Consider the following 22,053-nt stretch of genomic DNA (forward strand, 5'->3'; position numbering starts at 1 on the left):
CGCCGCGGCGCGGGGCGGTACGCTCGGGCCATGAACGAACCCTTTCGCGCCAAGTGGCTGCTCGTCGGCGTCGTGATGTTCCTCATCACCGGCTGCATGACGTACTCCGAGGCCGCGCTCCTGGTCGCCGGGCACGACGGCCAGGCGACGGTCGTGCAGTCGTTCGAGACCCGCCGCCGCCGGAGCACGCGGCTGACCGTCGAGTATCAGTTCACCGACCGACAGGGGAACAAGCGGAAGGAGCAATCGACCGTCTCCCGGCACACGCCGGTCCCGGCCCCCGGCGGCACGATCGACATCCGTTACACGAACGGCCAGAACGGCCACTCGCGACTGTCCGGGCACGTCAACTGGGTCGCCGTCGGCTTCTGCGGCGTGTCCGTGCTGCTCATCGGGTTCGGCATCGTCGCCCTCGTCCGCGAGGAGCGCGCGACCCGGCCCCGTCGCCGGCGAAAGGACTTCGACGACGACCCCGACGATCTCGACCGGCCCGACTCCCGCCAAACTCACGTCCAATAGCGCCGCGCGCTGACGGGTCGAAATCACAACCGGCACATCCGACACGGCCGGCCGCTCATCCACTTTTCATATTCATCAGGAGACTGGTAACGATTCCGCGACCTGCCTACAATCGTGCCTACGGGCAACCCTTCTCCAGATTGCCCACGTTCGGACTCGCGCCCACCCATTTTTCCCGAATTATCGAGGCACACCCGTGATCCGCCAAATCGTCCGGCGATGGCCCCCGGCCCTGCTCGCCGCCCTGTTCGTCCTGGTGATCGCCGCCCCCGGCCGGTCGGACCAGACCGCCGACATCGAGGACATCGAGAAGCAGATCGCCGACCTGAAGAAGAAGCTGGAGGAGGCGAAGAAGAAGCCGGCCCCGTCCCTGGCGACGAAGACCGGCCTGATCCCGGAGTCGGCGACGAAGGCGATGACGTGGCGGAACGTCGGCCCGGCAAACATGGGCGGCCGGATCACGTCGCTGGCGGTCTACGACGCCGACCCGACCACCTTCTACGTGGCCACCGCGTCCGGCGGGTTGCTCAAAACGACGAACAACGGGATCACGTTCAAGCACCAGTTCGACGATCAGGCGACGGTCTCGATCGGCGACGTGGCCGTGTGCCAGTCGAACCCGGACCTCGTGTGGGTCGGGACCGGCGAGGCGAACCCGCGGAACTCCGTCAGCTACGGCGACGGCGTCTATAAGAGCACCGACGGCGGGACCAAGTGGACGAACATGGGGCTGAAGAAGTCGTTCTCGACCGGCAAGATTCTCATCCACCCGAAGGCCCCGGACACGGTGTACGTCGGCACGCTCGGCCGGCTGTACGGCCCCGGCGGCGACCGCGGCGTCTTCAAAACGGAGGACGGCGGCAAGACGTGGACGCAGAGCCTGAAGATCGACGAGAACACCGGCATCATCGACATGGTGATGGATCCGAACGACCCGAACACGATCCTCGCGGCCGGCTGGGAGCGGAAGCGGGACGGGTTCGACGGGTTCTTCGGCGAGGCCCCCGTCCCGGACATGTACGGCCCGGTCGTGACGCACGGCGCGGGCGGCGGCATCTGGAAGACGACCGACGGCGGCAAGACGTGGAAGAAGCTCAACGGCGAGAAGGCGGCCAACGGCCTGCCGACCGTTAAGACCGGCCGGATCGGGTTCGACTTCTCCCGCAAGACGAAGGGGCTGGTGTACGCGATCATCGACACGGAGAAGGTCGGGACCGGCGACGCCCCGAAGCAGGTGTACATGGGCATCGTCGGCGAGACCGCGCCGGACAACGGCGGGGCGAAGCTCCAGGAGATCACGCCCGACTCGCCGGCCGCGAAGGCCGGGCTGAAGGCGAACGACATCGTCGTCAAGGCCGACGGCAAGCCGGTCGCGACCTACGACGCGCTGACGCAGATCATCCCGACGAAGAAGGCCGGCGAGAAGCTGAAGCTGACCGTGAAGCGGGACGACAAGGAAATCGAGATCGAGGTCACGCTCGCCGACCGGCCGCTCGACACCGGTAGCCGTCGGCAAGGTGGCGGTGGCGGCGGTGGCGGGCGGCAGGCCCAACCGACCACGCCGGCCCGGCCCGTCGCCGGGTTCCGGTTCGCCGCCGGCGGCGGGGCGAAGATCGCCAGCGTCACGAAGGACGGCCCGGCGGACAAGGCCGGCGTCAAGGACGGCGACGAGATCGTCGCCGTGGACGGCAAGGCGGTGAAGTCCGCCGAGGAGTACATCACCGCGCTCGGCGAGCGGAAGGTCGGCGACAAGGTGAAGCTCACCATCCTCCGCGGCACGGAGAAGAAGGACGTGGAGGTGACGCTCGCGTCCCCGACGGTCGCGGACCCGGCCCAGGGGGCGCGGATCACCGTGCTGATGCCCGGCTTCGCCCCGGACTTCGCGAACCGCGAGGCGCTCAAGGTCGGGACCGTCGTGCCCGGCGGCGAGGCGGAGAAGGCCGGGATCAAGGTCGGCGACGTCATCGAGGAGATCGACGGCAAGCCGGTGGCGAGCCGCCGCGACTTCCAGGCCGCGCTCCGCACCGGCCCGCAGGAGGACAGCCCCCGCAAGGTCGGGGACAAGGTCAAGGTGAAGGTCAAGCAGGGCGAGAAGACCATCGCGGCCGAACTCGCCATTGTGGAGATGCAGATCGCCGGGTTCGGCGGCGGTGGGGGAGGCGGCCGCGGGGCGAACCCGAACAAGCCGTACCTGCTCGGCCTCGGCGGCCAGCAGCCGAACGCCCAGGACACCCAGGGCAAGGACGGCTACCAGACCGGCGGCGTGTACGCCTCGACCGACTTCGGCGACACCTGGAAGCGGGTGAACAGCCTGAACCCGCGGCCGATGTACTTCAGCGTCGTCCGCGTGGACCCGACGGACGACAAGACGCTGTACGTGATCGGCGACGTGCCGGTGCTCTGGAAGAGTACGGACGGCGGCAAGCGGTTCGTGCAAGGCCCCAGCCGCGGCGTCCACGCCGACGGCCACGCCCTGTGGCTGAACCCGAAGAACGGCAAGCACGTCATCGTCGGGTGCGACGGCGGGTTTTACATGAGCTACGACGCCGGCGCGAACTGGGAGCACCTGAACCACTTCGCCCTCGGCCAGTTCTACCACGTCGCGGTGGACAACCGCCGCCCGTACCGCATCTACGGCGGCCTCCAGGACAACGGCAGCTGGGGCGGGCCGAGCCAGACGCTCCGCACCTACGGCCCGGTGAACGAGGACTGGAACTACGTCAACGGCGGCGACGGGTTCGTCTGCCGCGTCGATCCCACGGACCCGGACCTGGTGTACACCGAGAGCCAGGGCGGGGCGATCGCCCGGCGGAACTTCCGCACCGGCGAGCGCGGGTTCATCCGCCCGCCGACCCGGCAGAACGACCCGCCGCACCGGTTCAACTGGAACACGCCGTTCATCCTGAGCAGCCACAACCCGAGCATCTTCTACTCGGCCGGCGAGCACGTCTGGCGGTCGGTGAAGAAGGGCGTCGAGCTGAAGCAACTGACGAAGGAAGAAATCACCCGCACCAAGGCCGGCAGCGGCACGGCGCTGTCCGAGTCGCCGATGACGCCGGACGTGGTGTGGGCCGGCACGGACGACGGGTACGTCTGGGTCACCCGCGACGGCGGCGCGACGTGGACGAACGTGACGGCGAACGTCATCAAGGCCGGGCTGCCGGGCCACCGGTGGGTGGCGACGCTGGAGGCGTCCCGCGACGTGCAGGGCCGGTGCTACGCCTGCTTCGACGCCCACCGGTCGGACGACGACAAGCCGTACCTGTACGTGACGGAGGACTTCGGGGCGACGTGGAAGCCGATCGTCGGCAACCTGCCCGAGTTCGGCAGCACCCGCTGCCTGCGGGAGGACATCACGAAGCCCGACATCCTGTATTGCGGGACGGAGTTCGGGGCGTGGGTGTCGATCGACCGCGGGACGACGTGGAACAAGCTCGGCGACAACCTGCCGACGGTGGCCGTCCACGAGTTCGCGCAGCCGACGACGGCGAGCGAGATCGTGGTGGCGACGCACGGCCGGAGCGTCTGGGTGCTGGACATCGCCAGCCTGCGGCAGATGAACGACAAGGTGCTGAAGGCGAAGACCACGCTGTTCGCCCCGGCCGTCGCGACGCGGTGGCGGATGTCGGCCGGCGGCGAGTCGCCGTACAGCAGCTCGGACAAGAAGTTCGTCGGCCAGAACGCGACGCCGAGCGGCAAGATCGAGTACCTCCTCACGACGCCCGCGAAGCAGGTCAGCGTGAAGGTGCTGGACGTGGCCGGGAAGACGGTCGCCAACTTCGCCCAGGTGAAGAAGGAGGCCGGATTCCACCGGATCAACTGGACGCTGGCCGGGCAGACCGGGGCGGTGAAGCCGGGCACGTACCGGGTGGTGATGGCGGTGGACGGCGAGGAGGTGTCGCAGCCGATCACGGTCGAGTTGGACCCGAACGCGCCGAAGGACGTGGTGGCGCTCGACGGCGAGGAGGTCGTGCCGGAGACGCCGGTGAACCCGCTGAAGCCGATCAAGGTTCCGGCGATCATCGACAACTGATGTCGAGATGAACGACGAGACCCCGCGGACGTCGTCCGCGGGGTCTTCGTTTTTTTGACTTCCGAAGTCCGGCTTCGACTTCGGAAATCGAGCGCATCAGGAGCCTTCGCGGAGAGCGGCAACCGCCTCCGCGGCGGATCGACTTCCGAAGTCGAAGCCGGACTTCGGAAGTCGGGTCGCTCAATCCGCCGCCCCCACCTTCGCGTCCACGATCGAGAACAGGTACGCCTCCGGGTCGTCGCGGTTCAACTTCAGCACGCCGGTGATCTTCACGGGCGTCTTCACCGCGTCGGTTGCCTTGCCGGCCGCCAGCTCCACGCTCACGATCCCCGTCGGCTCCGGAAGCTCGCAGAACCAACAGCCGACCGGGAACTCCGTGAACAGGAACGCCGTCAGCTCCGCGTCGGCCGTCGTCGGGCGGACGAACCCGACGAGCGACACCGGCTTGCCGTCGAGCGTCGCCACGAACTTCAGGTGCGTCGGCGGGAACCGCTTGCCGATGGTCGTCTCCGCGAGGGCCGGCCACGGCAGTTCCGTCGGCCCGTTTGCGTTGACCGGCGGCAGCTTCGTCTCGTCGAACGTCCGCGCCAACGGTCGGGCCGACTTGAACGTGAGTGTGCCGAGGTCCACCGTCGCGTGTTCCCGCTTGTCCAACTCGTCCACCAGCGCCCGCCATTGCTGTCGCTTTTTGCGAAGCGATTCGGACTTCATTCCGAACTCGGTCACACAGCCGTCCAAAATGTTCGCCGCGGTACGAACGTCGCCGTTGGCGAACGCGACCTCGGCGATCAGCCAGAGCAGCCGGCCGTCGGCCGGCAGCCAGAGGGCCAGTTGCTGAACAACCGCCGCGTCGGGGTTCTTGTCGAACAGCGCGTCCGGCGCGTCGGCGGGCGTCTTGCGTTCCTTCAACCGAAGGCGGACGAGCTTCAGGTGAGCCGCCTCCGCCGCCTTGAGCTTCTCCGGCGCGAGGGCGACGGCGTCTTCCAAGACCGGTTCGGCCTGCTCCAAGTTGCCCGCGAGCTGCCACGCCGTGCCGAGGTTGGCGGCGAGCCGGAAGTGCTTCGGGTTCTCCCGCACCGCCGGCCGCAGCACCTCGACGGCCCGCTCCGCCTTGCCGAACCGAACCAACAGCGCCCCGTAGTCGGCCGTCTCGTCGGTGGTGAGTTTCCGCGTCCGCGAGGCCGTGTCGATCTTGTTGAGGGCGTCCGCGTAGGTGTCGTAAACGACCGACGCGGCCTGTGCCGCCGCCAGCGACCGGAGCGTGCGGTGGTCCGTGAGGAAGCCCCGCCACTTCGCCGGCAACGGGTTCACCGTCTCACCGGCGTAGTGCAACCCGGCGGCCGCGCGGCCGGCGACCGAGGCGACCAGCGCCGCGGCGATAAGGACTCTCATGGCGTCTCCACGGGTTCGAGCACCCACAACGGCCCGTTGCTCTCCAGCCACCACTCCATCAGATTCGGCTCGCGGACGCGGACCTGACTCGTCTCGTCGATGCGGACCAACTCGTTCGGCTCGAACGTCAGTCCCGTTTCGCGGAGGTAGCCGAGGACGCCGCTGAACAGGTGGAACAGCCGCTCGCCGTCCGCGTGCGTCGGCGAGTGGTACGCGAGGTTCGGCAGCCCGAGCCGGCCGCACGCGAACGTCCGCACCCAGACGCCGGGCACGTCCGTCAGTTCCATCTTCACGAACCCGCCGTACAGGAACGGGACCGGCAGCCCGCGGAGCGTCGCGAGCATGTCCTCATCATCGTCGTCGGCCGTCAGCGCGAAGCTGGCGACCGCGGCGCGGGCCTCCTCGTTCAACGTGACGATCGCGCCGAAGTGCGTCAACGCCCCGGCGACGCCCGCCACGGCGACGAGGTGTTCGAGCGGGTCGGTGTTCGTTCCGGCGTAGTAGAGCAGGACGTGAGCGCGGTGGCGGCGGGCTTGATCTTTGAAGTCTGGCGGGAGGAGCGCGGGCCGCAGGCAACTCTCGACCGCGTTCGGTGGCATGGGCGCGTCGAACGCGACCAACTTCACGACGTGGTCGCCCCACGTCACGAGGCCGAGCAACAGCGGCGGTGGGCCGCTCCCGGTGATGCCGGTCTTGTCGGCCGGTAGCGACTTCGCGTCAACCACCTCCACGGACGCGGCGGCCAGCGTCGGGTGGTAGTCGCGGACCGCGGCGGTCAGCCCGGTGGCGGAGAGTTCCGTGAGGTCGGCGAAGAGCAGCTGAAGCGAGGCCGGGTTCGGCGGCGTGTCGGCGGCGAAGCGGTCCAGGAAGCTCATACCGCCATGATACGCCGGCGGTCACTTCTCGCCCTTCTTCGGCAGGCCGTTGAACCGCCGCGGGTCGAACGGGTCGGCGGCGTCCGGCGCGACCGGCGGCTTGACGGCGGGCGGGGCCGGCGCGGGGGTTAGCGGCTTCGCCGCGACCGGTTGACCCGTCGCCCCGACGACCGCGCCGGGCAGCGCCGCGGGTTCCGGCTCGGCCGGCGGCGTGGATGGAGCCACCCCGAAGCCGCTCGGTTTCGCCGTGGCTGCCGTCGTCGGCTGAACGAACCGCACCCACGCTTCGAGGTTCTGCACGGCCGGTTGCTGGCGGTCCGCGAACGCGGCCCGCTTCTGCCCGCCGTGGGCCGTCAGCGTGTAGAGCAAGAGCGGACTCTTCGCCGGGTCTTCGCGGCTGATCTGGGCCGCGGTTGCGGTAAGGTTCGCGGCCGTCGCTTCCGGGTTCGCGTACCCCTCGGGAATCCGCGTCAGCTTGAAGCCGCCGTCGTAGTTCTTCGCCGCGTGGCAGCTCGCGCACTGGTTCATCAGCACCGGCTGCACCTTCGCGTTGAACGCGATGCCCACCTCGGTCGGGATCACGACCGGCTTCTCGGTCGCGGCGGCTTGCTTGACCTTCGCGTCGGCGGCGGGTTTCTTCACGGTCGCCTTCTCCAATCTCGTCACCATCTCGCGAAACGTCGCGTCCGTCGGGGCGAGCGCGACGCCGGCCTTCGCGTGGGTCAGGGCGCGGTCGGTCATGCCAACCTTCTCGCACCACCCGGCGAGCTTCCGCAGCCCGTCGGCGGTCGTCGTGTCCACCTTCCCGGCGACGAACTCGTAGACGGCGTCGCGGGACGCGCCGACGAACGCGATCTGCTTCAGGGTCAGAATTTTGGCTGTGCCGGCGGCGGGAGTGACGCGGACGACGCCGTCGAAGTTCTCGACCGTGCCTTCGAGAATCGTCAGGTCGTCGAGCAGCACGGCCTTCGGGGCCGAGGTCTGCCCGACCGCGACGGTGGTGAGAAGGAGGGTGACGAGAAGGGAGTGCTTCATGGCGCGAGGTGATACCCCCCGCGTTGGATGGGGTCAATCCGAACAGTGGGTCACTCGCTCCGCGAGTGACCGGGAAAGACTGCCGTGAGATGCAAAGCCGGCGGAGCGGGAAACGGTTATCGGTCACTCGCGGAGCGAGTGACCCACTGTCACGCGGCCTGGGCCAGTTCCTTGCGGACGGGGTTGATGACCGGCGGCATCGTCTCCAACAGGCCGTGGACGTGCTTGCAGACATGGTCCGGGCGGTCCTCGCCGCGGTACACGGCGTCCGCGCAGGTGCAGTGCCATCGCAGGTTGCCGTCGGCCAGCCGCTCGGCCGCGATCTGGTACGGCAGCCGCCCGCCGCTCACCTCCCACGTCATCGCGCACCCCGTCTCGCCGGGCCGCGGGTTGCGGTACGTCACGCGGTACTGGTACAGCGCCAGCGACCGCTTCCGGTCCGAGCCGGGCAGCATCAGGGTCACGAGGCCGAGCGTTCGCGTGCCGAATTGAGGTACAAGAATCATGCTCCACCGGGGGTTCGTTTTGGATCGAAGGAGTATACCAATTATACGCCGGTTCACCGATGTCCGTAGCGGGCCGAGGCGTAGAATAACGCTGGAAATCTCAGGGAGAAATCGCCGTGACCAGCCCGCCGGACGACTTTCAGACGCGCAAGGCCGCCCTGCGGGAACAAGCCCGTAAGAACCGCGTCGCGCAGAAGAACAAGGACGAGGTGAGCCGGCAGATCGTGACGCGGTTCATGGACCTCCCGGCCTACGCCGCGGCGAAGACGATCCTCTTCTACGTGGACGCCGGCAGCGAGGTCCGCACCCGGCACATGCTCCCCGAGGCGCTCGCCGGCGGGAAGCGGATCGTCGTCCCGTACTGCATCGTCGAGACGAACGAACTCGAACTCTTCCTGCTCGAAGACATGAGCGAGTTGGTCGAGGGCGCGTACAAGATTCTCGAACCGAAGGTCGAACTGCGGGAACTGCCGAACAAGAAGGTCCGGCCGGAAGACCTCGACCTCGTCATGGTCCCCGGCACGGCGTTCGACCCGAAGGGCGGGCGGATGGGCCAGGGCAAGGGGTACTACGACCGGCTCCTCGCCCGCGTCCGGCCGGACGCCCCGCTCGTCGCCCTCGCGTTCGACTGCCAAATCTTCGACGAAATCCCGGTCGCCCCGCACGACGTATTCATGGACCAGGTTCTCACCGAGACCCGCCTCCTCACCGGCGTCGGCCGCAAGCCATGAAGAACACCGCGATCCTGCTCATCGACTGCCCGGACCGCAAGGGCCTCGTCGCGGCCATCGGCGAATTCCTGTACAAGCACAACGCCAACATCCTGCACGCCGACCAGCACCAGGACCCGGAGCGGAACGTCTTCCTGATGCGCGTCGAGTGGGACCTGACCGGGTTCGACTTCGACCTGGCCGAGTTCCCGCGGGAGTTCGGCCCGCTCGCGGCCCGGCATGACATGCGGTGGCGGCTCGAACGCTCCGACCGCCCGCACCGGCTGGCGCTGTTCGTCTCCAAGTACGACCACTGTTTGGTGGACCTGCTCTACCGCCACCAGAGCGGCGAACTGCCGTGCGAGATTCCGCTCATCGTCGCGAACCACCCGGACGCGAAGCGGTGGGCCGACTTCTACGGCATCCCGTTCCACGTCCTGCCGATTGAGTCGGGAAAGAAGGCCGAGGGCGAGGCGAAGCAGCTCGCGCTGTTGAAGCAGCACGACATCGACCTCGTGATCCTCGCGCGGTACATGCAGGTCCTGTCGCCGGCGTTCGTGGCGGCGTTTCCGAACAAGGTCATCAACGTCCACCACTCGTTCCTGCCGGCGTTCGTCGGGGCGAAGCCGTACCACCGGGCGTTCGAGCGCGGGGTGAAGCTGATCGGCGCGACCAGCCACTACGTCACGGACGACCTGGACGAGGGGCCGATCATCGAGCAGGCCGTGGTCCGCGTCTCGCACCGGGACACGCTGGACGATTTGCTGGAGAAGGGCCGGGACATGGAGAAGGCCGTGCTGTCACGGGCCGTGCGGTGGCACCTCGACCACCGGATTCTGGTGTACGGGCGGAAGACGGTCGTGTTCGACTGAGGTTCCCATGCCGTTCGATCTCGCGGCCGAGGAAGCGACCATCCGCAAGGGCGGCGGCGACAAGGCCGTCGCGCGGCAGCACGAGAAGGGCCGCCTCACCGCCCGCGAGCGCATCGCGAAACTGACCGACGATCTCTTCGAACTCGGCCTGTGGGCCGCGCACGGGATGTACGCCGAGTGGGGCGGCGCGCCGTCCGCCGGGGTCGTCACCGGGGTCGGGCACGTCGGCGGGCGGCGGGTCATGGTCGTCGCCAACGACGCGACCGTGAAGGCCGGGGCGTTCTTCCCGCTGACGTGCAAGAAGGTGCTACGGGCGCAGCGGATCGCCACCGAGAACCGGCTGCCGCTCGTCTACCTCGTCGATTCCGCCGGCGTGTTCCTGCCGTTACAGGACGAGGTGTTCCCGGACGAGGACGACTTCGGCCGCATCTTCCGCAACAACGCCGTCATCTCCGCGGCCGGCATCCCGCAGTTCGCGGCCATCATGGGCAACTGCGTCGCCGGCGGCGGCTACCTGCCGGTCCTCTGCGACAAGTTGCTCATGACCGAGGGGAGCGGGCTGTACCTCGCCGGCCCCGCGCTCGTGAAGGCGGCCATCGGCCAGCAGGTCGATCACGAGGAACTCGGCGGCGCGAAGATGCACGCCGCGGTCAGCGGCACAATCGACTTCCGCGAGAAGGATGATGAGGCGTGTCTGGAGCGGTTGCGGCGACTGATTTCGATGTTGCAGGAAGATATTGTGGGCGAAAGCCCAGGCACGGCCGTGCCTGGGCTTTCGCCCTTCGAGAACCAGCAAGAGTACGACGTGCGCGACCTGTTCAAGCTCCTGCTCGACGACGCCCCGTTCGACGAGTACAAGGCCGAGTACGGCGAAACCCTCGTCTGCGGGTACGGGCGGCTCGGCGGGCGGCCGGTCGGCGTCGTCGCGAACCAGAAGCGGCGGGTCAAGACCGCCACCGGCGGCCTCCAGTTCGGCGGCGTCATCTACGCCGATTCCGCCGAGAAGGCCGCGCGGTTCGTCATGGACTGCAACCAGGTCCGCGTGCCGATCCTGTTCGTGCAGAACGTCAACGGGTTCATGGTCGGCCGCGACTCCGAGCAGGGCGGGATCATCAAGGCCGGGGCGAAGCTGGTGAACGCGATCAGCAACAGCGTCGTGCCGAAGGTCACGCTCATCACCGGCGGGTCGTTCGGGGCCGGGAACTACGCCCTGTGCGGCAAGGCGTTCGACCCGCGGTTCATCTTCGCGTGGCCGTCGGCGCGGTACGCCGTCATGGGCGGCGATCAGGCGGCGAACACGCTCCTCGACGTGCAGGTGCAGGCGCTCAAGCGGGCCGGGAAGGAGCCGGACGCGGCGGAACTGGCCGCCCTCCGCGACCAGGTGAAGGCGGCCTACGAGCAGCAGACGGACATCCGTTACGCCGCCGCCCGGCTGTGGGTGGACGCGATCGTCCCGCCGGAATCGACGCGGTCGGCGCTACTCGAAGCGCTGGCCGTCGCGACGCGGCACGACGACGGCCGCGAGTTCAAGACGGGCGTGTTCCAGGTCTGAAGAATGGCCCGCAGATGACGCCGATAAGAGCGCAGATGAAGAGGATAAATCAAGAAATCATGTTTTGGTTTTGATCCTCTTTATCTGCGTCGAAGTCCGCGTCATCTGCGGGCCATTGCTTAATTCTTGAACATTTTCCCCAACTCGAACGTGACGGTCTCACTCTTCGTCGCGGACGCTTTCGTGTCGCCGAGCTTCAGGTGCAGCGTCCGGGCCTTCGGCTCGAACACCATCGCTTGCAGCGTGTACTTCCCCTGGTTCACGCCGTCGAGGGCCGCGAACACGTCGGCCACGCCGAGCTTCTTGTCCTGGCTTTGAAGGGGGAGCAGCTTCGCTAGCCGCTTGCACTTCTGCCCGATGCCGAGGTCGTCCGAGAAGAAGTGGTTCGTGCAGCAGCACACGTCGTTGACCGCCTTGCGGGTCACGACCGCCTTCGGCGTGATCTCGAACACCACCCCGCCCGCCGGATCGCAAACCGTCATGCAGGAGGTCGTCGTGCGCTCGGTCTTCTTCAACAGCGCCTCCGCCTCGCTGACGGTCGCGCACTCCTCCAGCACGCGGCGGAACAGCGACAGCGTCGGCGTCCCCTTCCAGTTGAACTTCGGCTTGTCCTTCGACTGGTCGAGGTGAATCTCGTTGATCGTCAGCGCCAGCCCGTCCTCGTTCATGCCGGAGATGCAGCCGGTGATCGGCGCGATCATCACGGCCGCGAACGCCTTCTTACCGGTCGGGTGATAAACCGCGAGAAACGTGTGCTGATCGATTCCCTTCGACGGCATCCAGTCGAAGTTGCGGCCGAACACCGGGCCGCCGGTCGCGCTGCGGCCGTTCTCGACGACGACGGTGGCGCACCCCATGCCGCTCGACAGGTCGTAGACGGTGTTCGCGAAGTACAGCAGGTCCGTCTCGCGGTCGCCGAACTTTGCGGCCGCGTCCATCTCGGCGAGGTGGTCCTTCGGGAAGTTCTTCTTCAGCGTCCGGGACAGCAGCTTGATGCCGTCGAAGGCGTCTTCCTTCTTCGTGTCCTTGAGGAACGCTTCGAGCAACCCGCCGAGGTCCGGCGAGTTCTTGACGGCGAGGACGCCGTACTGCTCGCCTATTTGCTGCGGCGTGCCGCGGACGGTCAGCACCGGGATGCCGGCGACGTGCCGCATCTCGCCGTGGCCGTGCTTCACGTCCGGGAACGTCGTCGGGGCCTGTGCCCCGGCCCAGCCGGCGACCAAGAGCGTGACGAGCAAGGAGAGCAGTCGCGTCATGTTCATTCCTCGTTCGCGGTCGTGGTGCGGCCGAGGGCCACGTCGAACTCGCTGAGCAGCGGCACGAGCATCGCCGCGATCGTCCAGCAGAACGCCCCGGCGAGCGTCAGGAACGGCACGAGCGGGTCGGCCGACTCGTCCGTGCCGGGCTTCGCGATCAGGATGTTCGTCACGCAGTAGAACATCGCCAGTGGACACGCCACGCTGCCGATTGTCAAGGCCGTCGAGGGCCGGTCGGCGCTCAGCACCCAGACGAGGCCGCCGATGCCGAGGACGAGGAACGCGATGAAGCTCAGCCACTGGTTCGCGAAACTGCCGCCGTTGATGACGATCGTGTAGATGCAGATTAGCGTGCCGACGCAGAGGAAGAAGACCGTGCCGAGCGTGTTCACGATGGCCAGCCGGCTGTTCGTCAACCGCAGCGCGACGTGCAGGCCTAGCACGATGGCGAACGCGAACAGCACCAGGATCGCCCCGACCGTCGCGACCATCGGCGCGAGGTTGTAGACGAACCGCTCCGCGATGCCGAGCGTGGTCGGCGTCTTCGTCAACACCCCCTCGAAGGCGTAGTAGAACGCCATCAGCACCGGCGGGACGATGAACTGCCACGTGTTCTTCACCACGCCGAACAACTTGCCGAACACGAACTCGTAGGGCGAGATGTCCGTCACGAGCAGGATGTCGAGCGCCCCGCCGTCCCGCTCGGACGTGATCGACGTGACCGCCTGAGCGGCGATCAGCAACATGCTCAGCACCGTGACCGGCACGAGGCCGTAGGCGGCGGCGTAGGCCGACCGGCCGCCGGGCTGCGTCAGCTCGCCGTAGGCGAAGTAGGCGATGAGCGCCAACACGATGCCGAACGCGAGTTTCACCAGCAGTGGCCGGCGGCCGTAGGCGAGCGTCTTCGTTTCGCGCCATAGGATCGGGTTCTCGCCGACCTGCCGGACCGTGCCGGGGGCGGCGTGGGCCTTCGCCCGGAACTGCTTCAGCTCGTCCGGCGACAGGTCCGCCTCCGGGTCCACGCCGGGGCCTTCCCGCTGCATGATCGGCTCGCCGGACGGGTTCCACTTCCGCAGCTTCCAGACGCCGATCAGGTTCAGCACGACGAAGAAGCCGGTCATGACGAGCGAGAACCCGTAGGCCGGCGGAAGGAAGTTCCACCCCGCGGCCGGGGGTTCGAGGACGGATTGCATCACGATGAACGGGTCGAACCACGCCTGCACGACGAGCCAGTTCACGTCCGGGGAAATGAGCGGCCCGACCTGCCCGATGGCGAGCGCGAAGCAGATGTACAGCACGAGGCAGAGCACGGACAGCGCGAGGGCCTGGTACGTCCGCTCCCGCCAAAGCGCGACGAGGCCGCCGAGCGACCCGGCGGCATACGCCGCCGTCGCGAGGACGAGCGCCGCCTGGATCACCTGCGACGGGTCGATCCCGCCGAGGAGCAGTAGCATCGCGAGGACGGGGACGGACGTGAGCAGCATCGCCGTGAGCGGGAGCAGGCTGCCGAGCAGCTTCCCCAGCACGATCTCGTAGTCCCGCATGTCGGTGAGCAAGAGCAGGATGAACGTGCGGCGGTCCTTTTCCTGCGACACCGTGCTCGCGGCCGACAGCGCGGCGAAGAACAGGAGCAGCAGCAGTTCGACGTAGACGACGATCTGGAACAGCAGCAGGCCGAAGCGGGCCGTCTCGCCGAGGGTGGCGGTCTTCGTGAACCCGATGGTCGCCTGCCAGAGGGTGACGCCGAGGATCGCGAGGAGGCCGAGGAGGGCGGCCCGGGACGGGAAGTGACCCTTCCGCCGGGGGACGGTCACCAGCTCCCGCATGAAGATCGGCCCGAGCACGCAATCACCTCCAAAGGGGTATGAGGTATAGGGTATGGGGTCTGGTGGGGAAGGTCTGCCGGCCGTTCGTGAACCAAATCGTGGGGTGGGGGTCTGTTCTGCCAGACCCCAAACCCCATACCCCATACCCCATGAAGATAGTCGTTCTCGTCTTGCGCGGGTGTTCCGCCGGCTCGCTCGGGTGCTACGGCAACGAGTGGGTCGTCACGCCGGACCTCGACCGGCTCGCGGCCGAGGGCGTCGTCTTCGACCGGCACTACTCGGATTGCCCGGCCGCGGCCGCCGCCCGAACCGCATGGCGGACCGGCCGGGACGCGTTCCGAACCCACGCGATGGCCGCCCCGGACCTCTTGCAACAGCTCCGCGAGTCCGGGATTTTAACCGCCGTCGTCCGGGCGAACCGCGAGTCGAACGACGCCCATCCGGACTACTACGCCGCGTGGGGCAAAGTGTTCGACGCCCGCCCGTTGCCCGGAGAGCAAACCCTTGAATTGGTCGAGCGGTTGCCGACGATCCTCACGGAGTTGGCCGGACGCGACGACTGGTTCCTTCAAATCGAGATCGACACGCTGCTGCCGCCGTGGGTCGTGCCGCCGGGGGTATTCGACGCTTACCTGGACGACCTGCGGGATGAGGAAGAACCGGCCGACGAGCCGGTGACGCCGTGGGCGACCCCGGAAGTCGGGTGGTTCGACGCGGAGGATTTCGCGTCTTGGGAACTGCTGCGGCACAGCTTCGCGGCCGTCGTCACCGGCCTGGACGCGGACCTGGGGAAGGTGTTCGACCTGCTCCGGCCGCTCGACGCGGCGATCATCGTCACGTCCGACGGCGGGTTTCCGCTCGGCGAGCACGGCGTCGTCGGCCCGCACCGGCCGTGGCTGCACGAGGAGTTGGTCCACCTGCCGCTGATCCTGCGACTGCCGGGCGGGGCGAACGCCGGGCATCGGGTGGGCGGGTTCACGCAACCCGCCGACCTGATGCCGACGGTGCTGTCCCTGTTCGGGCTACCGACCCCCGACGCGATCGACGGGCGGGACGTGTCGAAGCTGGAAACTCACCGGGAACAGGCCGTCACGGCGCTCACCCTCGATGGCGCGGCCGAGGCGGCGATCCGCACGGACGCCTGGGCGTGCCTGATTCCCACGGCCCAGCACCCGGACGACGCCGACGACCCGCGGGCGGCGAAGTTGTACGTGAAGCCGGACGACCACTGGGAGGTCAACGACCTCGCCGCCCGCGAGCCGGACATCGTCGCCGAGTTCGAGCGGCGGCTCACTGCCCCGCGATGATGATCCGCGGGTGCTTCTTCGGGTCCGGCTCGGCCCGGCGGATCAGGTCCCGCACCATCCACGGCACGTTCCCCTCGCCGAACAGCAGGAACCCGAGCATCCCGCTCACCGGGCTTTCGTCCGTCCATCCGAAGTGGATTTCCGGCGGCCGGCCGACCTTCGCCATTTCCAACGTCACGGCCGCCAGCGTGTGCGAGATCGACGCCGCCCCGGTGATGTCGATGACGTACCGGCCCTCTTCCTGCTGAATCTTCATCACCGGCTCGGGGGCGAAGTCGCTCGCGTCGCTCAGCTCCACCTCGATGAACACGATCATCAGGTCCCGCGGGATGCGGTGCTCGCGGCGGATCGACGCCTCCTTCTCCGCCAGACTCCGGCGGCCGGGGCGGTGCGGCACGAGGACGGTCAGCTCCAACTCACGGATCGTGTCCCAGAGCAGGCGGGATTGCATGTCCGCCATTTCGAACCGGGTGAACCGCAGTTCCCGGCTGCGGGCGATCCGCGAAACGAGCGACGTGACGACGATCGTCACGATGAAGAACGTCGCGATCTTCAGCCCGCGGAAGCCCTTCTCGACCTCGTTCGCGACGGTCGTGTAAACGAACACGGCCGTGATGACGGCGAACGGCCACGACAGCCGCCGGTACCACGGCCCGTCGCGGTGGCGGTACACGTCGATGACGGCCGCCACGCACGCGCTCGTCATGAGCATCAACACGCCGGTCGCGTAGGCCCCGCCCTGGGCGTCCACGTTCGCCTTGAACAACAGCGTCACGATCAGGTTGATGGCCGTGAACAACAGCACGAGCGGCCGGACGGCCCGCGCCCAGTCCGGGGCCATGCCGTACTTCGGCAGGTACTGCGGCACGAGGTTCAGCAGCCCGACCATCGCGCTCGCCCCGGCGAACCAGAGGATCACGATGGTGCTGATGTCGTAGACGGTGCCGAACGCCGGGCCGAAGAACGGGCAGATTTCTTTCGCGTTCGGCACCTCGCCGTGCGCGATGTACGCCAGCGCCCGGCCGGCGGCCGGCTTCTTCGGCCAGTCCTCGACGTGGTGGATCGGGTTCCCCTTCGCGTCCGTCGGCAGTTCGCCGGCCGCGGACACCGGCGTGATCTGGTCCGGCGGGATGAGCGTGCTGACCACGACCGACGACGCGAGCAGCATCACGGACATGATCGCGGCCGCGGTGAGCAGCAGCTTCTTCGTGTTCGCGATCCGGCCGAGCGGGTGCTTCTTGTCGTCGTCGGGGCGGCCGCGGACGTTCGCCATGACCGCCACGCCGGTCTCGAACCCGGACAGGCCGAGGGCCAACTTCGGGAACAGGAGCAGCGCGACGGCGACCATGAACAGCCACCCGCCGCCGGCCGCGCCGAGCGGGTTCTCCGGCAGGTACCACTGCCCGGTCCGCACCAGCTCCCACCAGGCGTCGAACTTTTCCGGGTGTTGCGCGAGGTAGTTCAGCCCGTACCCGAGGACGACGACGTTCAGCGCCAGGTAGATCGCGACGATGCCGACGGCGAGGCCGATGACCTCGCGGAACCCCCGCATGAACATCCCGCCCAGGAGGACGAGCATGAACATCGTCACGCCGATCTGCTGGCCGAGGGCGGGCGACGAGCCGAGGTCCGGCTTCCACGGCCAACTCGGGTTCTCGATCAGGTGGACGGCGGCGTCGGCGGCCGAGAGCGTCTTCGTGATGACGAACCCGGTCGCCGCGAACCCGAGCAGGACGAGCACCATGATCTTGCCCGGCCACCCGGCGACGAGCTTCGCCAACATGCCGATCGAGCCTTGCCCCTCGAACGACTTCGACGCGACGTAGGCGTACACCGGCAGCGCGCCGAACAACGTCACGAGGATCAGGACGACCGTGGCGAGCGGGGCGAGCATCCCGGCGTTCTGCACGGCGATGGCCGGCTGGTAGCCGAGGGTCGAGAAGTAATCGACCCCGGTGAGGCACATCACCCAGAGCCAAAAGGATTGGTGCGGGGCGGGATGGGCCGGCCCGGAATGGGGGCCAGACGGAGTTGTCATGGGGGTGGGGGTCACCGCACCCGGATGCTCCGCGACGGGCCGAGCCGAACGGGTGGGGTCAGGCGGCCGTCCGGGGGACGACCGGCCTTAAAACTGAACCATCAGTGTACGACGACCGGCCGAAAAGTGGAACCCGGAGCGGGAGCGACGGGGTGTGTACGAGCGGTACACACCCCGTCGCCCCCGCTCCGGGTTCCACGAACGGATGCCCGCTACAGCGAGTTCCCGCCGACGAACACGCCGCCGAGGAAGTTCGACGGGTAGGCCAGGAAGTTGCTCAACTCGGCGAGCGAGTTGCCGTCGAAGATGCGGAGCCGCGGGAGCGTGCCGGACGCGGCCCCGGCGATGATGTCGGACAGCCCGTCGCCGTTGCGGTCGGTCGTGGCGACGCGGACGCCGCCGGTGCCGAACCGGCCGACGCCGCCGGTGGTGATTAGCCCGCCGGACCCGCCGAAGTTGATCGACCCGCCGCCGGTGTTCGTGCCGCCGGTGCCGCCGATGCCGGGGGTGATGGACCCGTCGCTGGGCGGGACGACGAGCTCCCGGAGCTGGGCCGACGACCGGCCGTCGAACACCCGGAACACCTCGGCCGCCCCCGACCCGACGACGATGTCCGCCTTCCCGTCGCCGCGGAACTGGCCGACGGCGACCGTCGCCCCGCCGCGGGTCGCGGAGTCGAACGCGAAGAACGCCCGGTTCGGGGCCGGGCTCGACACGCCGATCGTCTTCCGGCCGTCGAACACCTTGACGGCCGGCCCGCCGCCGGGGCCGGCCCCGGTGACGATGAAGTCCCGCTTGTCCGCCCCGGTGATGCCGTCCACGTTCCCGGCGGCGACGCGGACGCCGTTGCGGAACGACTGCTCGTAGGCGAAGAAGTCCGAGATGAGCGTGTTCGAGAGCGTCTTGTCCGCCTGCACGGCGAGGGAGTAGACCGACACCCGCGGCCCGCCGCCGACGCCGGCCCCGACGATCAGCTCGTTCGTCCGGTTGCCGAGCGCGTCCAGCCCGCCGTCGATGTCGCCGATGGCGACCTCGGCCCCGCCGCGGAAGTTCGGGTCGTTGAACGCGAAGAAGTTCAGGATGAGGACGCCGCTCGCCCCGTCGAACACGGAGATGCGGGCCGACCCGCCGACGGCCGGGGACGTGACGATGTCGTCCACGCCGTCCTGGTTCAGGTCGCCCGTCGCCACCCGGACGCCGCCGGTGAACGTGCTCTCATACGGGAAGAACGAGAACCGCTCGCTGCCGGTGGTCGATTCGTACACCCGGACCTGCGGCCCCGCCCCCGGCCCCGCGCCGGTGGCGAACAGCTTCGTCGAGCGGGTCGGGGCGACGATATTGATCGTGACCGTCGCCGGGGCGCTCTGCTCCTGGGTCGTGGTGTCGTTCGCCCGGTAGGTGAACTGGACCGGGCCGAACTGGTTCTGGTCGTAGTCGCTCGGGGCGACGAACGTGAAGCTGCCGTTCGAGTTGAACGTGAGCGTGCTGCCGGGCAGGGCCGGGGCCGGCTGCTTGCTCGACTTCGCCGGGCTGAGCTGCGTGGCGACGAGGATGGCCTGGAAGTTCGAGTCGCTGAAGTCGTTCGACAGGACGCCGTTCTTCGCATCGACGACGAGGACGCTGCCCGCCTGGATGGAGTACGTGTCGTCCACGGTGATGACGGCCGGCGTCTCGCGGGCTTCGAGGGTCTCCAACCGGAGGGGCGATTGGAGCGTGGGCCGGTCGGGGGTGCGGTCCTGCCGCGACGTGAAGCCGAACATTTGCGGACTACTCCTATATGCGCGTTCGGTGGGTGATGGCATTTCGTTGGGGGTATCACCCGGTCGCCGGGGGCCGGTCGCGGCTTGCGAACGGACGCCCCACGAATCCGCGCGGACGGAATGCCTACGCAGATATACCCGACGCGCGGGCGGGGGGTCGGCGGCGGCCGGGGATTTTCCGCCGCCCGCCGGGTCAACGCGACGGCGGGTGGCGGTTGCGCCCGGCGAACCGGACGCGGGCCGTATGCCATTCAGACGGGACAAAAGGCGGGAGGGATTTTCCACGGACGGATTCTGGCCGAATTGCTTCAAGTCCACCCCGGCCGGTTTGATCGACCGTGTCGGTCATGCGACCTTGAGCGCGAAGTCGGCGCGGTCGAGCCGGTAGTGCGGGTTGTAGTACGGGTCGCCGTGCCGCAGGAACGCGGACCACTTGATGTGGAACAAGTCGATCTCCCGCTGGAACCGGGCCTGCTTCTCCGGCGTGTCCTCGTACCCGCGGGTCTTCGACTCGAAGTGGTACAGCTCCGCGTTCGGCGTCCAGACGACGCGGTAGCCCTTCTGCAGGATTTGCAGGCAGATGTCCACGTCGTTGAACGCGAGGACGAACCCCTCGTCGAACCCGCCGATCTCGCGGAACACCTTCGTCGGGCAGAGCAGGCACGCCCCGGTGACGGCCGCGACGTTCTGGGTGAATCGCAGCCGTTGCATGTGCCCGGTGGCCATCCGCGGGAAGTTCAGGTGGCTGTGCCCGGCGACGCCGCCCATGCCGACGACGATGCCGGCGTGCTGGATCGTGTCGTCCGCGTAGTACAGCTTCGCCCCGACCGCCCCAACCCCCGGCTGCACGCCCAGCTTCACCATCTGCTCTAGCCAGTCCGGGTTCACGGCCTCGATGTCGTTGTTCAAACAGAGGAGCAACTCGCCGCGGGCCTGCGCCGCGGCGAAGTTGTTGACGGCCGCGTAGTTGAACGGCTTCTTCCATTCGAGGATGCGGACGTGCGGCTGCTTCTCCAACTGCCGGTAGTACGCGAACGTCTCCGGCCGGACGCTGCCGTTCTCGACGATCAGCAACTCGTAGTTCGCGTAGCTGGACTTCGCGAGGGAATCGACGCACCGGGCGAGCATCTCGGCGGCGTCCTTGTTCGGCACGATGACGCTGACGAGCGGCTGCGTCCGCAGGTGGTGGACGACGTGGTACATACCGGGGACCGCGCCGTCGTGGACCGTCCCGTCAACGCCGAGGCGGGCGAGTTGTTCCTGCACGGCCCGCTTCCCGGCGGCGTGGGCGTACCCCTTCGTCCCGGCGTCGGCGGCCGTCGATTGCCGGTGCATCCGCCAGTGGTAGAGGACGTGCGGGACGTGGACGATCTTGCGGGCACGTTCCGTCGCGCGAAGGACGAGGTCGTGGTCCTGCGCCCCGTCGAACCCGGCCCGGAACCCGCCGATCTCGTCCACGAGCGTCCGTTTCAACACAGCCAAGTGGCAGATGTAGTTCCGGCTGCGGAGCGTCTCCGGCGACCAGTCCGGCTTGAAGTTCGGCTCGACGCGGTTGCCCTCGAAGTCGAGCTTGTCCTCGTCGGAATAGAGGAAGTCGGCCGTCGGGTTCGCGAGGACCGTCTCGGCGATTTCGTACAGGGCGAACGGGGCGAGCGTGTCGTCGTGGTCGAGCAGCGCGACGAAGTCGCCGGTCGCCAGTTCGAGGGCCGCGTTCGAGTTGCCGACGATGCCGCCGTTGGTTTCGAGGAATCGGACCTTCACCCGCGGGTCGGCCGCGGTGGCCTTCTCCAGCAGCGGCCGGACGTGTGGGGCGGTGCTGGCGTCGGCGAGGCAGAGCTGCCAGTGCGGGTACGTCTGTGCCTGCACCGACTTCAACATCGCGTCCAGGAACGCGGCCGGCGGGTTGAACACCGGCACGACGACGCTGACGATCGGGGCGCGGGGGAACTTGTGATTCCGTTGCTTCTGGAGGTCGGCGGCCGTCGGCTCGAACGCCTTGATCCACCGCTGGTACTCGTCCGGCGGGGTGCATTCCTCGCGGTGGCGCTCCTCCGGCGGCGGGCCGCCGTTGACCCGGCGGTCCAGGAGGCGGCCGAACTTCCGGGCGAACGACTTGACCGCGACGCGACGCTTCGTGTGCAGCGGGAGGAACCGGTCGAGCAACTTCTGGGCGATCTTCGCGATGCGGAACGCCTTCGATGACTTGATCGCGTGCAGTTCCGTCTGCCGCTGCTCGAGCAACTCCGTGCGGCGCATGAGCGCCGCCTCGAGCTGCTCGATCCGCCGCTTGGCGACGTCGAGTTCCCACGATCCGTCTACGGGCGACACGTCAGCCATCGGCGTCCCTTTGCGCACGGGGGAGAAGCGCGAAA

At 68.2% G+C, this 22,053-nt stretch carries 15 protein-coding genes; 6 read left to right on the top strand and 9 right to left on the bottom strand.

Going from position 1 to position 22,053, the window contains the following annotated elements:
• Positions 1-30: 30 nt before the first annotated feature.
• Together AC5JJ2_RS18230 and AC5JJ2_RS18235 are read left to right on the top strand one after the other, a co-directional pair.
• Entirely contained in the window at positions 31-519 is a 489-nt protein-coding gene (locus AC5JJ2_RS18230) for a hypothetical protein (RefSeq protein ID WP_495859449.1), read from the top strand.
• A gap of 196 nt (positions 520-715) precedes the next feature.
• Positions 716-4,552, top strand: coding sequence for a PDZ domain-containing protein (locus tag AC5JJ2_RS18235; protein ID WP_495859450.1), 3,837 nt, complete (start codon positions 716-718; stop codon positions 4,550-4,552).
• A 180-nt stretch (positions 4,553-4,732) separates the two neighbouring features.
• Here AC5JJ2_RS18235 and AC5JJ2_RS18240 read toward each other — a convergent pair whose 3' ends face one another.
• The 4 genes from AC5JJ2_RS18240 to AC5JJ2_RS18255 form a co-directional block, all read right to left on the bottom strand.
• The gene (locus tag AC5JJ2_RS18240) at positions 4,733-5,944 is read right to left on the bottom strand and encodes a tetratricopeptide repeat protein (protein ID WP_495859451.1); all 1,212 of its coding nucleotides are present in this window, start codon (positions 5,942-5,944) and stop codon (positions 4,733-4,735) included.
• Positions 5,941-6,819 carry a DUF4261 domain-containing protein gene (locus AC5JJ2_RS18245; protein WP_495859452.1) on the bottom strand — a complete coding sequence of 293 codons (879 nt, stop codon included), beginning with the start codon at positions 6,817-6,819 and terminating at the stop codon, positions 5,941-5,943. Before AC5JJ2_RS18245 ends, AC5JJ2_RS18240 begins: the two co-directional genes overlap by 4 nt.
• Before the next feature lie 21 nt (positions 6,820-6,840).
• The gene (locus AC5JJ2_RS18250) at positions 6,841-7,854 is read right to left on the bottom strand and encodes a hypothetical protein (RefSeq protein WP_495859453.1); all 1,014 of its coding nucleotides are present in this window, start codon (positions 7,852-7,854) and stop codon (positions 6,841-6,843) included.
• 149 nt (positions 7,855-8,003) lie between these two features.
• Positions 8,004-8,318: a hypothetical protein gene (locus AC5JJ2_RS18255; protein WP_495859454.1), complete on the bottom strand. Its 315-nt coding sequence runs from the start codon at positions 8,316-8,318 to the stop codon at positions 8,004-8,006.
• 158 nt (positions 8,319-8,476) lie between these two features.
• Here AC5JJ2_RS18255 and AC5JJ2_RS18260 point away from each other — a divergent pair, with 158 nt between their 5' ends.
• Genes AC5JJ2_RS18260 through AC5JJ2_RS18270 form a run of 3 tightly spaced genes read left to right on the top strand, consistent with a single transcriptional unit; the run spans position 8,477 to position 11,494 of the window.
• Positions 8,477-9,091, top strand: coding sequence for a 5-formyltetrahydrofolate cyclo-ligase (locus AC5JJ2_RS18260; RefSeq protein WP_495859455.1), 615 nt, complete (start codon positions 8,477-8,479; stop codon positions 9,089-9,091).
• Positions 9,088-9,942: a formyltetrahydrofolate deformylase gene (purU, locus tag AC5JJ2_RS18265; RefSeq protein WP_495859456.1), complete on the top strand. Its 855-nt coding sequence runs from the start codon at positions 9,088-9,090 to the stop codon at positions 9,940-9,942. Before AC5JJ2_RS18260 ends, purU begins: the two co-directional genes overlap by 4 nt.
• A 7-nt stretch (positions 9,943-9,949) precedes the next feature.
• Positions 9,950-11,494, top strand: a complete 1,545-nt coding sequence (locus AC5JJ2_RS18270) for an acyl-CoA carboxylase subunit beta (protein ID WP_495859457.1) — start codon at positions 9,950-9,952, stop codon at positions 11,492-11,494.
• Between the two features lie 119 nt (positions 11,495-11,613).
• On the opposite strand, the gene AC5JJ2_RS18275 is transcribed toward AC5JJ2_RS18270, so the two are convergent.
• Together AC5JJ2_RS18275 and AC5JJ2_RS18280 are read right to left on the bottom strand one after the other, a co-directional pair.
• Positions 11,614-12,750: a C45 family autoproteolytic acyltransferase/hydrolase gene (locus AC5JJ2_RS18275; RefSeq protein ID WP_495859458.1), complete on the bottom strand. Its 1,137-nt coding sequence runs from the start codon at positions 12,748-12,750 to the stop codon at positions 11,614-11,616.
• Positions 12,751-12,752: 2 nt separating this feature from the next.
• A complete protein-coding gene (locus tag AC5JJ2_RS18280) occupies positions 12,753-14,594 on the bottom strand; it encodes an ABC transporter permease (protein WP_495859459.1) in 1,842 nt (613 codons plus the stop codon).
• Between the two features lie 131 nt (positions 14,595-14,725).
• On the opposite strand from AC5JJ2_RS18280, the gene AC5JJ2_RS18285 reads away from it, so the two are divergent.
• Complete coding sequence (locus AC5JJ2_RS18285) at positions 14,726-15,883, top strand: sulfatase-like hydrolase/transferase (RefSeq protein ID WP_495859460.1); 1,158 nt, start codon at positions 14,726-14,728, stop codon at positions 15,881-15,883.
• On the opposite strand, the gene AC5JJ2_RS18290 is transcribed toward AC5JJ2_RS18285, so the two are convergent.
• The 3 genes from AC5JJ2_RS18290 to AC5JJ2_RS18300 form a co-directional block, all read right to left on the bottom strand.
• On the bottom strand, positions 15,867-17,849 hold the full coding sequence (locus tag AC5JJ2_RS18290) for an APC family permease (RefSeq protein WP_495859461.1): 1,983 nt from the start codon (positions 17,847-17,849) through the stop codon (positions 15,867-15,869). The genes AC5JJ2_RS18285 and AC5JJ2_RS18290 overlap by 17 nt on opposite strands.
• 284 nt (positions 17,850-18,133) lie before the next feature.
• On the bottom strand, positions 18,134-19,681 hold the full coding sequence (locus AC5JJ2_RS18295; protein WP_495859462.1) for an Ig-like domain-containing protein: 1,548 nt from the start codon (positions 19,679-19,681) through the stop codon (positions 18,134-18,136).
• Positions 19,682-20,026: 345 nt separating this feature from the next.
• The gene (locus AC5JJ2_RS18300; protein WP_495859463.1) at positions 20,027-22,018 is read right to left on the bottom strand and encodes a glycosyltransferase family 2 protein; all 1,992 of its coding nucleotides are present in this window, start codon (positions 22,016-22,018) and stop codon (positions 20,027-20,029) included.
• Positions 22,019-22,053 lie beyond the last annotated feature (35 nt).

The sequence above is a fragment of the Limnoglobus sp. genome (assembly GCF_059499385.1).

Excerpts from the sequence above, each read along its gene's own strand:
- AC5JJ2_RS18230 (WP_495859449.1), top strand. The coding sequence starts at position 31 with ATGAACGAACCCTTTCGCGCCAAGTGGCTGCTCGTCGGCGTCGTGATG.
- AC5JJ2_RS18240 (WP_495859451.1), bottom strand. The coding sequence starts at position 5,944 with ATGAGAGTCCTTATCGCCGCGGCGCTGGTCGCCTCGGTCGCCGGCCGC.
- AC5JJ2_RS18245 (WP_495859452.1), bottom strand. The coding sequence starts at position 6,819 with ATGAGCTTCCTGGACCGCTTCGCCGCCGACACGCCGCCGAACCCGGCC.
- AC5JJ2_RS18250 (WP_495859453.1), bottom strand. The coding sequence starts at position 7,854 with ATGAAGCACTCCCTTCTCGTCACCCTCCTTCTCACCACCGTCGCGGTC.
- purU (WP_495859456.1), top strand. The coding sequence starts at position 9,088 with ATGAAGAACACCGCGATCCTGCTCATCGACTGCCCGGACCGCAAGGGC.
- AC5JJ2_RS18270 (WP_495859457.1), top strand. The coding sequence starts at position 9,950 with ATGCCGTTCGATCTCGCGGCCGAGGAAGCGACCATCCGCAAGGGCGGC.
- AC5JJ2_RS18275 (WP_495859458.1), bottom strand. The coding sequence starts at position 12,750 with ATGACGCGACTGCTCTCCTTGCTCGTCACGCTCTTGGTCGCCGGCTGG.
- AC5JJ2_RS18285 (WP_495859460.1), top strand. The coding sequence starts at position 14,726 with ATGAAGATAGTCGTTCTCGTCTTGCGCGGGTGTTCCGCCGGCTCGCTC.
- AC5JJ2_RS18290 (WP_495859461.1), bottom strand. The coding sequence starts at position 17,849 with ATGTGCCTCACCGGGGTCGATTACTTCTCGACCCTCGGCTACCAGCCG.
- AC5JJ2_RS18295 (WP_495859462.1), bottom strand. The coding sequence starts at position 19,681 with ATGTTCGGCTTCACGTCGCGGCAGGACCGCACCCCCGACCGGCCCACG.
- AC5JJ2_RS18300 (WP_495859463.1), bottom strand. The coding sequence starts at position 22,018 with ATGGCTGACGTGTCGCCCGTAGACGGATCGTGGGAACTCGACGTCGCC.